This window comes from Aeromonas sp. R7-1, from assembly GCF_040908115.1.
Lineage (GTDB): Bacteria > Pseudomonadota > Gammaproteobacteria > Enterobacterales > Aeromonadaceae > Aeromonas > Aeromonas caviae.
The window spans coordinates 385,270-395,515 of record NZ_JBFODD010000064.1 but is presented as its reverse complement, the minus strand read 5'-3'; the positions used below and the strand labels follow the sequence as shown (position 1 = coordinate 395,515).

The 10,246-nt window shown below is 61.8% G+C and carries 6 protein-coding genes, 9 tRNA genes and 1 riboswitch; of the genes, 11 read left to right on the top strand and 4 right to left on the bottom strand.

Annotation, left to right across the window (positions count from 1 at the left end; translation table 11 throughout):
* Position 1: 1 nt before the first annotated feature.
* The 4 genes from AB5Y51_RS20615 to AB5Y51_RS20600 all read left to right on the top strand — a co-directional run bounded on the left by AB5Y51_RS20615 (position 2) and on the right by AB5Y51_RS20600 (position 391).
* Positions 2-77: transfer RNA gene (locus AB5Y51_RS20615), tRNA-Gly, on the top strand.
* A 24-nt stretch (positions 78-101) separates the two neighbouring features.
* Positions 102-177: transfer RNA gene (locus AB5Y51_RS20610), tRNA-Gly, on the top strand.
* Between the two features lie 38 nt (positions 178-215).
* Positions 216-291: transfer RNA gene (locus AB5Y51_RS20605), tRNA-Gly, on the top strand.
* Positions 292-315: 24 nt separating this feature from the next.
* Positions 316-391 (top strand) — tRNA-Gly (locus AB5Y51_RS20600).
* Positions 392-945: 554 nt separating this feature from the next.
* Here AB5Y51_RS20600 and AB5Y51_RS20595 read toward each other — a convergent pair.
* The 3 genes from AB5Y51_RS20595 to AB5Y51_RS20585 form a co-directional block, all read right to left on the bottom strand.
* A complete protein-coding gene (locus AB5Y51_RS20595; RefSeq protein WP_005297820.1) occupies positions 946-1,155 on the bottom strand; it encodes a cold-shock protein in 210 nt (69 codons plus the stop codon).
* Between the two features lie 295 nt (positions 1,156-1,450).
* Entirely contained in the window at positions 1,451-2,110 is a 660-nt protein-coding gene (locus AB5Y51_RS20590) for a LysM-like peptidoglycan-binding domain-containing protein (RefSeq protein WP_010675484.1), read from the bottom strand.
* A gap of 99 nt (positions 2,111-2,209) precedes the next feature.
* Positions 2,210-4,312 (bottom strand): methyl-accepting chemotaxis protein, encoded by a 2,103-nt coding sequence (locus tag AB5Y51_RS20585; RefSeq protein ID WP_221366206.1) that lies wholly within the window; start codon positions 4,310-4,312, stop codon positions 2,210-2,212.
* 263 nt (positions 4,313-4,575) lie between these two features.
* On the opposite strand from AB5Y51_RS20585, the gene gltX reads away from it, so the two are divergent.
* The 7 genes from gltX (at position 4,576) to AB5Y51_RS20550 (ending at position 7,053) form a co-directional block, all read left to right on the top strand.
* Positions 4,576-5,991 (top strand): glutamate--tRNA ligase, encoded by a 1,416-nt coding sequence (gene gltX, locus AB5Y51_RS20580; RefSeq protein ID WP_368179106.1) that lies wholly within the window; start codon positions 4,576-4,578, stop codon positions 5,989-5,991.
* A 15-nt stretch (positions 5,992-6,006) separates the two neighbouring features.
* On the top strand, positions 6,007-6,138 hold the full coding sequence (locus AB5Y51_RS20575; protein WP_233466628.1) for a glutamyl-tRNA synthetase: 132 nt from the start codon (positions 6,007-6,009) through the stop codon (positions 6,136-6,138).
* Between the two features lie 362 nt (positions 6,139-6,500).
* A tRNA-Ala gene (locus AB5Y51_RS20570) sits at positions 6,501-6,576 on the top strand.
* Between the two features lie 28 nt (positions 6,577-6,604).
* Positions 6,605-6,680: transfer RNA gene (locus tag AB5Y51_RS20565), tRNA-Ala, on the top strand.
* A 63-nt stretch (positions 6,681-6,743) separates the two neighbouring features.
* Positions 6,744-6,819, top strand: a tRNA-Ala gene (locus tag AB5Y51_RS20560).
* 48 nt (positions 6,820-6,867) lie between these two features.
* Positions 6,868-6,943, top strand: a tRNA-Ala gene (locus AB5Y51_RS20555).
* A gap of 34 nt (positions 6,944-6,977) precedes the next feature.
* Positions 6,978-7,053, top strand: a tRNA-Ala gene (locus AB5Y51_RS20550).
* A 615-nt stretch (positions 7,054-7,668) separates the two neighbouring features.
* Here the strand turns inward: AB5Y51_RS20550 and AB5Y51_RS20545 are convergent.
* A complete protein-coding gene (locus tag AB5Y51_RS20545) occupies positions 7,669-9,810 on the bottom strand; it encodes an ExeM/NucH family extracellular endonuclease (protein ID WP_368179103.1) in 2,142 nt (713 codons plus the stop codon).
* A gap of 293 nt (positions 9,811-10,103) precedes the next feature.
* Positions 10,104-10,187: riboswitch (cyclic di-GMP riboswitch) on the top strand.
* The last annotated feature ends 59 nt before the right edge of the window (positions 10,188-10,246 follow it).

Genomic DNA, 10,246 nt, shown 5'->3' with positions numbered 1-10,246 from the left:
TGCGGGAATAGCTCAGTTGGTAGAGCACGACCTTGCCAAGGTCGGGGTCGCGAGTTCGAGTCTCGTTTCCCGCTCCAATCACTTGCAGATGACATTCTGTTGCGGGAATAGCTCAGTTGGTAGAGCACGACCTTGCCAAGGTCGGGGTCGCGAGTTCGAGTCTCGTTTCCCGCTCCAAACAGTGTCCAGTAGATATGTGTAAGTGATATTCCGTTGCGGGAATAGCTCAGTTGGTAGAGCACGACCTTGCCAAGGTCGGGGTCGCGAGTTCGAGTCTCGTTTCCCGCTCCAATCACTTGCAGATGACATCCTGTTGCGGGAATAGCTCAGTTGGTAGAGCACGACCTTGCCAAGGTCGGGGTCGCGAGTTCGAGTCTCGTTTCCCGCTCCAATCTCTCTTCGAATCCTTCGAATTCAATCTCTCCCCCAAGTACACGAATCCAGTTTCTCAGTACCATCACTGCCGCGTCCTGTTGGTAGAGCATGATCCGCGCTTGCCAAGGCTGGGGTCGCGAGTTCGAGTCTCGTTTCCCGCTCCAATCTCTCTTCGACGTCCTCATAATCCCTTTGAATTGCCCATCACATCGCGCCGCGATGATTTGTCGTATCCGGCGTTTGCCTGCTTTCTCTCTTCCCCGCACATCCCAAGTCATAAGACCAAGATGTATTGCTTGCTAATAGCCTCCCGGAGATCGGGCACAACCCTTTGCGGTCGGCTAACAGGCTTGGCAGGGCCTGAATGACAGACAGTGGCTCGCTATAAGTTAAAACCGGGGCATTTAACCAAAACTCATCATTTTGATTTATAGCGGCTGGTGGCGGCCATAAGCGGCTTGCAGGTGGGGATGGCAAGCCCGGCAAGAGCTCTGCCGGTCGGGAAGGAAAGATCGCTGGCAAAAAAATAGGAGGGGCGATGGCTCCTCCTACGGGTTCACTGGCGCTGGCTCAGATAACGGTGACGTTCTCGGCCTGAGGACCTTTTTTGCCCTGGGTCACAGTGAACTGGACTTTTTGACCTTCAGCCAGGGTCTTGAAACCTGCGCTCTGGATGGAGGAGAAGTGAACGAAAACGTCCGGTCCCTGGGATTGCTCGATGAAGCCAAAACCCTTGGTTTCGTTGAACCATTTTACTTGGCCGGTGCGAATGTCAGACATGTGGTAAGTCCTATCTATAACAAAATGAAACTAAGCCTGGTTGGGCAGCATTTGCCTGGAAGTCAGGGGTTGAAGCATGACTGACCACGTCTCTTTGTCCCAGTAGCATGTAGCACAATCCCTGTCTAAAGCCTGACCGATTGTACTGGAGCCCGATCCCTTGTCAATTTGGCACTTTTCATTTTTTGAGCGAGCTAAAAGTATTGTGAAGTCAGCAGCTTGTTTCATGCTTCACATCAAAAAAAACGGGAGGCCATGGCCTCCCGTCTGCATAAGGGGGTGTGGTCGAGCCCCCTTATTCCTTGAGGGCGAACCCTTCCCCCTGGCGGTCGTAGCGGTAGCTGACCTGACCGAGAGAGCGGACCTCGACCCGCTGGATGCGGCGGCTGGTGTCCACCAGGATGAACACCGACTTGCCCGACTGCAGCCGGGTCAGCGGCCTGTCCGGCCCTTCGATGGCGATGAGCCGGCTGAGCTCGGCCCCCGGCAACTCGAACTTGCGGAAGATGGAGTAGAGGGTTTCACCGGCCTGCACGTCGTGCTGCAACCAGGTGCCATCCACTTTTTCCTCGACGGGCTTGGCGGCCTGGGGCTCACCGGCGTTGCCGACGGTCAGGGCCTGGGCCGGCACGGCCAGGGGGACCGCCAGAGAGCCTGACGGCGCCGTGGTGGGGGCGGCGGGGGCGGGCTCCCAGGCCAGCACCAGCAGCCAGAGCGGGATCAGCACCAGCAACCCTATGGTGTGTTTGCGGGGCAGGGGGCTTGCCAGCTTGAACGAGGCCGCCTTCGGTTCCTTGTTGCGCTGACCCAGGCCACTCATGCCCTGGCCGAGACGCTGGCGCAGGGGCAGGGTAGCCGCGTTGATACGTTGGAGCAGGGTTCCTTGTGATTCGTCTTGGCGACGCTGCTGGGCTCGTCTGTTATGGCCACGTGGGCGACGGTCCGGGGTGGGCACGGCATTTACCTCTCACTACATTGCCTGCCATCAGGCAAATATGCCGCCTATGGTAAACGGACTCGTCCCCGAGGGGGAGAGTCCGGAGCATGAAAATTATCAGCTGAGACGAAACTGACCCAACAATTGCTGCAAACGTTCCGCCGCCTGACGCAAGGCCTGACTGGCGTTGGCCGTGCTGGTGGCGTCCCTGGCGATGTCGTTGGCCAGTGCGCTGGTTTTTGACAGATTGCCGGAGACAGTCTCGGAAACCGAGCTCTGCTCCTCGGCGGCGGAGGCGATCTGGTAGGTCATGTCGTTGATGGTGGCGATGGCCTGGAAGATGCTGCCGAGGGCCGCCTCCGCCTGATCCGCTTCCCCCACCGCCTGATGGGTCAGCTGCTGGCTCTGCTGGATGGCGTTGACCGCGTTGGTGGAGCTGTGGCGGATCTTGTCGATCAGCTCCTGGGTATTCTGCACCGCCTGCTGGGTGTTGCCCGCCAGCTTGCGCACCTCGTCGGCCACCACCGCAAAACCGCGCCCCTGCTCGCCGGCCCGGGCCGCCTCGATGGCGGCGTTGAGCGCCAGCAGGTTGGTCTGATCGGCGATCCCCTGGATGACGGTGAGGATGCTGGTGATCTGCTCGCTGTCGTGAGCCAGCCCTTCCACCACCTCGGCGCCCTTGCCCGCCTCGGCGGCCACCTTGTGCATGGAGTGGATCACCCGCTGGAAGCGTACCTTGCCCTCGTCCGCCGCCCCCTGGGCCTGCTTGGCGGAGTCGGCGGTGTTGTTGGCGTGGGTGGCCACCTCCTGGCTGACGTAGGACATCTCCTGTACCGCGGTCAGCATCTGCTCCATCTCGGCCTGATGATGCTGCAGGTTGCTGTCGGTCTGGCCGGCGATGCGATCGGTATCCCCAGCGTGGCGATGGACCTCGCTCGCGGTCTTCTGCACATCCCCGAGCAGGGCCTGCAGCTTGTCGATGAAGCGATTGATGCCCCGGGCCAGGGCCCCCAGCTCGTCCCTTGAGCGGCTCTCCAGACGCTTGGTGAGATCCCCCTCGCCGTCGGCGATGTCATCCACCAGGCTCACCATCTGGCGGATGGGGCCCGTGATGCTGCGGGCAATGACCAGCATGGTGCCAAGGGCCAGCACCAGCACCAGCAGGGCACCGATGAGCTGCTGGGTCATGGCGGCGCGGTTCATGTCGGTGAGCTGGCGTGCCAGCTCGTCCGCTCCTGCCAGCACCACCTTGTAGGGCAGGGTGACGATGATGGCCCAGTTGCGGGCCATGCCGGGCACCGCGATGGGCACCGAGATGCGAAACGCGTCGGTGAGCTCCTGGCGCTGCACGTCCGGTTTGAGGTACTGCTGCCAGCCGTTGCCGAGCACCTTGTCGGCGCGGCTGCCGAGCAGGCTGGCGTCGCCGCTGGTACCGGTGATGACGCCTGCGGCGCTGACGATCAGGGTTTCCCCCTTGCCGTCATAGATGTTGCTGTTGAGGGACTGGGCCTGGCGGCTGATGGAATCCACCGCCAGATCCAGCGCGGCGATGCCCTTGAACTGGCCATCCACCAGGATGGGGGTGGTGATGGTGCTCACCAGCACCTGCTGGCCGTTGATGTCCACCTTGAAGGGGTCGATGAGGCAGGGGCGCCCCTCCCGTTTCGGGCAGGCGTAGTAGTCGTTGGCCGGGTTGCCGAACTCGTCCGGATCGCTCTTCTCGATGGAGAGCAGCAGGTCGGTGCCTATGCTCTCCTTGTCGCGGTAGAAATAGGGAACGAAGCGCCCCTTGTCGTCACTGCCGAGCGCGCTCTGGCCGGCGAAGCTTTCGTCCTGGCCGTCGAAGCCGTTGGGCTCGAAGCCCGCGAAGGCGCCATAGAGCTGAGGCTCCAGGGCAAGCTGGGCCTTGAGCAGGTCGGTGGCTTGCTGGCGATCCAGCGGCAGCTTGCCCTCCTGCTGGCGGGCGAAGACGCTGGCCATCTGCTGGGTGTAGGAGAGCCCCTTTTGCAGCAGCTGGGTGATGGTGGCGGCCTCGGCACGGGCGTTGGCGCTCACCTTCTGCCACGCCTCCTGTTGCAGGGCGGCGCGGCTGGAGTCGATGGTGAGCTGCTGGGTCTGCCGGCCTGAATACTGGTTGAGCAGGATCAGGATGACCAGGGCCGTGGTCATGGCGACACCGGCCAGTACCAGGATACGATTCTGGATAGAACGAAACTGCATCGCGCGTTCCTTGTATCGTTGAGGGTTCGTTGACGGGGTGACTGAAGTATCGGCTGTGCGGGAGATCTCTCCAGCGACCTCGCCTAGCTAAGCGGGAAAAAAGGGAAAATTCTGAGACATCACTCTAAAACAGCGGTTTTTGCGGGAATAGACCCTATTTTCCCCTCTGCCTCGCCATGGTTTTCCCATCCGTCATTGTCGGTGCTAAAATGCGACGGTTTTTTTAACGAATTGGCCCAAGGCCCTCTACACAAGGCTTAAAGATGAAAGTCAAAACCCGTTTTGCTCCCAGCCCGACCGGCTTTTTGCATGTCGGCGGTGCCCGTACCGCACTCTATTCCTGGTTGTTTGCAAAGAACCAGGGCGGTGAGTTTGTGCTGCGTATCGAGGATACCGATCTGGAACGTTCCACTCAGGAGGCCATCGACGCCATCATTGAGGGCATGGAATGGCTGGAGCTGAACTGGGATGAGGGCCCCTACTACCAGACCAAGCGCTTCGATCGCTACAACGGCCTCATCGACGAGATGCTGGCGGACGGCCGCGCCTACAAGTGCTACTGCTCCAAGGAGCGGCTGGAAGCGCTGCGCGAAGGCCAGATGGCCAACGGCGAGAAGCCCCGCTATGACGGCAAGTGCCGGGATGGCGCCCACGATCACCCGGCCGATGCGCCGCACGTGATCCGCTTCCGCAACCCGACCGAAGGCTCCGTGGTGTTCGATGACCACGTCCGTGGCCGCATCGAGTTCGCCAACACCGAGCTGGACGATCTCATTATCCGCCGTACCGACGGCGCGCCGACCTACAACTTCTGCGTGGTGGTCGATGACTGGGATATGGAGATCACCCACGTGGTGCGTGGGGAAGACCACATCAACAACACCCCGCGCCAGATCAACATCTACAAGTCGCTGAACGCGCCAGTACCGGAATTTGCCCACGTATCCATGATCCTGGGTGACGACGGCGCCAAGCTCTCCAAGCGCCACGGTGCCGTCTCCGTCATGCAGTACCGCGACGATGGCTACCTGCCGGAAGCGCTGCTGAACTATCTGGTGCGTCTGGGCTGGTCCCACGGGGATCAGGAGATCTTCACCCTGGACGAGATGATCAAGCTGTTCAGCCTGGATGCCATCTCCAAGTCTGCCTCTGCCTTCAACACCGACAAGCTCTTGTGGCTGAACAACCACTACATGCGCAGCCTGGATCCGGCTTATGTTGCTAAGCACCTGGCCTGGCACATGGAACACCAGCAGATCGACACCAGCAATGGCCCGGCGCTGGCCGACGTGGTCACCCTGCTGGCCGAGCGCTGCAACACCCTGGTCGAGATGGCCGCCCAGAGCCGCTACCTGTTCGAAGAGTACGAAGCCATCGACGAAGCCGCTGCCAAGAAGCACCTGCGCGGTGTGGCTGCCGAGCCGCTGGCGCTGGCCAAGACCAAGCTGGCGGCCCTGGAGACCTGGACCACCGAGGCGCTGCACGAGCTGATTGAAGCGACCGCCGCCGAGCTGGGTCAGGGCATGGGCAAAGTCGGCATGCCGCTGCGTGTGGCTGTCACCGGTCTGGGCCAGTCTCCTGCCATCGACGCCGTAATGGCGCTGGTGGGCAAGGAGCGGGTCCTCGCCCGCATCGATCGCGCTTTGGCGTATATCGAAGCGCGCATGGCCGCCGAGTAAGCTAGCCGTCGCACATTGCCGTCACCGGTCTGGGGTAGTCTTTCTCCTGCCATCGACGCCGTGATGGCGCTGGTGGGCAAGGAGCGGGTCCTCGCCCGCATCGACCGCGCCCTGGCGTATATCGAAGCGCGCATGGCCGCCGAGTAAGCTTGCCGCCGCACATTGCCGTCACCGGTCTGGGGTCATCTCTCCCCCGCCATCGATACTGTGATGGCGCTGGTGGGCAAGGAGCGGGCCTCGCCCGCATCGACCGCGCCCATGGCCGCTGAATAAACATCGGCCATGGCATGAAAAGGGCTCCCTGACGGGGGCCCTTCGTATTTTGGCCTCAAGCGGATTTGCGACGTAAAACAGCGACATAGCGACGAGGTTGGCGGTAAAAACAGCTAACTGCCTGAATTTTGACTAAACGCTCCAGCGGGCGAGAATTTTGGGTTGACAGCAAAGCGGGTGATGCCTATCATGCGCCTCCGTTGCCAGAGATAACTTTGGTAGCGCCGAGGTGAGTTGGGGTTATAGCTCAGCTGGGAGAGCGCTTGCATGGCATGCAAGAGGTCCGCGGTTCGATCCCGCGTAGCTCCACCAAATTCTCCTCGAACAATCTGGAATCCAAGGGGTTATAGCTCAGCTGGGAGAGCGCTTGCATGGCATGCAAGAGGTCCGCGGTTCGATCCCGCGTAGCTCCACCAGGTTCCCGATTGACATGAAGTACCCAGGGCAGTGCGGTGTGTATCACCCAGGCCGACCTTTGTGGGGTTATAGCTCAGCTGGGAGAGCGCTTGCATGGCATGCAAGAGGTCCGCGGTTCGATCCCGCGTAGCTCCACCATTATTGAGGATGAATGGCCGCCAGAACCATTCATTGAGTACCGAATTTGGGGTTATAGCTCAGCTGGGAGAGCGCTTGCATGGCATGCAAGAGGTCCGCGGTTCGATCCCGCGTAGCTCCACCAAATTCAGAGTGATTCAGTGTCACTCACACACATCGGGGTTATAGCTCAGCTGGGAGAGCGCTTGCATGGCATGCAAGAGGTCCGCGGTTCGATCCCGCGTAGCTCCACCATCTTTCTCAAGAAAGCACCAAGGCCACCGCATCGCGGTGGCCTTTTTGTTTGCCTGTCATTTGGATTTCCCATGATCTCGCCCTTTGCATTTGTCTGGCAAATGGCGCTTCATCCTGTCCGCGAAGGCATCAGCGGCCCTGGCCGCCGCTGACGGGGGTGAGGGGGGGGATTGGCGCCGATGCCGCCATGGCCATGGCGCGGGCTGCACGATGCCATCCTCTGCCGCGTGGCGGTTGGCTCGTTCGGCAGCCTGCGATGGTGCTTCACCCTGTCCGCGAGGGCGTCAGCGGCCCTGGCCGCCGCTGACGGGGGGGAGGGTGGGGATTGGCGCCGATGCCGCCATGGCCATGGCGCGGGCTGCGCGATGCCATCCTCTGCCGTGCGGCGGTTGGCTCGTTCGGCAACCTGCGGGATACGCTATCCGGTCCCTGATGTCAGCACCGGGTTTCCCCGTCGGCAGGGTGCCAGCCCCCCGGGAAAGGGGTGAGACGGGGCAACAGGGCATTTATTAATCCCATGATGTGGCCTTTTGCATTTGTTTTTCAAATGGCCCTGGCACAAAAAAAGCCCGCGATCATCGCGGGCTTTGCACCTGGCATCGAGGATGCCGCGTCTTAGCGACGGCGCCGCCAGGCGAGCGGCAACAGGGCCAGCAGCAGGGCGCCCATGGCGCCACCCCCCCCCTGGCTCGCTTCCTTGAGCTTGAGGTCGACGATGACGGGGTCGTGGTCCGAGGCGCTGAAGGGGTTGTCCGACTTGATGAGATCGCCGGTGTAGGCGCTGCCATATTCGAACAGGTTGCTCTCGAAGGAGTTGATGTGCCAGTCGGCCACCGCCACCACCTTGTCAGCCAGCGCCGGGTTGGCGAGGGCGTAATCCAGGGTGCCGAGCTCGGCCTCGTAGCTGTAGGAGATGGCCTTCTCCTGGTTGAACTTGACGTTCAGATCCACCAGGCCGTAACCCTTGGCCACCGTCTGGCCCATCTGTTCATAGGGCTTGTCGCCGATGTAGGTGTGGGAGGCGGAGCGGATCTGGCGCTCCCCCGCGACCGGCGCATAGTCGGTCAGCACCCGGATGGGATCCTCCTTGGCGTAGGAGTTGAAGTCCCCCACCAGCAGCACCTGCCCCGGCATCTTGCTCACCGCCTCCCCCAGCACCTTGGCGGCGCTCACCCGAAACTCGGTGCACTTGCCCTGCAGATCCGCAGGCTCCGTCTTGCCATCCCCATTTTCATAGCAGCCCGACCCCTTGGACTTGAGGTGGTTGACCACCAGGGTCAGGGGGGCGTCGCTGCCCGCCACAGTGAAGCGCTGGACCAGGGAGTCCCGCTGACCGGCGCTCTTGGTGACGCCGCCCGTGGTGTAGCGCTGCTGGGGCAGGGGGATGACGTCGGCATCCCCGCTCGGGGTGAGCAGGGCGGGGCGGTAGATCATGGCCACCATGATGGCGTCGCCGCCAAAGAAGCGATCCTCCGTGAGCAGGGCCTTGGGCAGGGTGACGAAGGCGTAGTGCTTGCTCGCCTCCTTCTGCCTGGCGTTGAGGCTCTCCACCAGATCGTGGAGGGCGGCGTGCTCGTCAAAGCCGTTGTTCTCCATCTCCATCAGGCCGAGCAGGTCGGCGTCCATTTCGGTGATGGCGTTGACGATCTTGGCGCGCTGCAACTGGAACTCCTCCAGGCTCTTGGCGCCGCGGTTGCAGCCCTTGGCGCTGTCTGCATCCGCCTGATCCGCGCAGAGCACGTTGAGGGCACCCCCCACGCTGGAGTGGCTGGTGAAGTAGTTGAGCACGTTGAAGCTGCCGATGCGAAGGTCAGTGCCATCCAGGCGGGCCGGGGCGCTCTGGCGGTCGTTGTCGCCGGTGCGCAGCAGATCCCCCGCGGTGATGGTCTGATCCCGGGGCACGATCAGGCGGTACTCGTTGTAGCTGTAGCCGACCATGGCCTCCAGATTGACCGGGGCATCGCCGATGCGCAGGTAACCCTGCTCCGGCTCCCAGGCGGGCAGCCAGGGGAGCTTGCCGTCCCCCGCCTTGACGTCCGACTCGAGGAAGACGCGGTTGCTGGCGTTGGCTTCGGCCAGCGCCACGGCCTCGGGGCTGCTTGCCACATGGAGCTGGGTCGGCTTCATCAGCGGGGCGCCGTGAGCGAGCACCAGGTTGTTGCGCCGGGCGGCATAGTCGTAGCTGAAGTTGCGGCTTATCTTGAGGGCGCTGTCGGCGTCAAGGCGCACCCGCATCCCTTCGTGACGCTCAAGGGCCCGGGCCAGGGTTTCCCCCTCCAGTACCCGCAGCGCCGTGGCGGCCGGGGCGGTGCCCTGGGCCAGGGTCGTCAGGCGCGGCGTGCTGCCGTCAAACAGGGGCTTGAGCTGGGTGTGGCCGTAATACTCCTCGACCTTGGCCTCCAGACAGACCAGGGCGCCCGGCTGGATATCCGGGTACTTGCTGGTGAAGTTCTTGTCGTTGAGGTAGACGAAAATGCCGTCCGACGTCTCGGGGTTGCCGTCCCCCTGCACATCCAGCAGGTAGAAGCCCTTGTTGAGGCTTTCCCCCAGACCCGAGACCACCGCCTTGACCGAGACGCTCTGGGCGCTTTCGAACTGATCGTCCGGGACGAGGGGGCTCTTGTCGCCGCTGCCCTGGATGGCGGGGATGGGGGTGAGGGCACTGTCGGCCGGGCAACTGAAGCCGGCGGCGTAGAGAGAGGGGGACGCGAGCGCGAGCCCCACGGCCAGCGACAGCAGGGTAGGTGTTCCTTTCATGGGTATTCCTTTTTTTATTTTTGCCAGTGTTTCCATAGCCTTGGCATCGTGGCCAAGGGCGCGCATTGTCACATTTCTGGCAGCTCTGACCAGTGAACCAACGCACATTATGAGGAGACAAAGGAGCCCATTTGCCATTTTTTGACGTGGCTAACAGTTTGATATTGATGATCTATTTGTCATCAGGTGGGAGCGAAAAGTGTGAGGCGGCCAGCATTCACATATTTTCCTTCGAGAATAAAGATTGAGCAGTGGTCACTTGCTTCCTATACTCGAGCCGTTCCTCACGGAACCCAGGCAAAGGGCAAACCGGCAGTGATGCCGGGACGCAAAGCCTCCGATCTGTCCCATCCGGGCCAGACAGCGGGGTTACCCAGGGTGACTTGAGGGTTTGTGGCCCGTCCATGGCCTGTTGTCGCTCCCTTGTTCCCTGTTG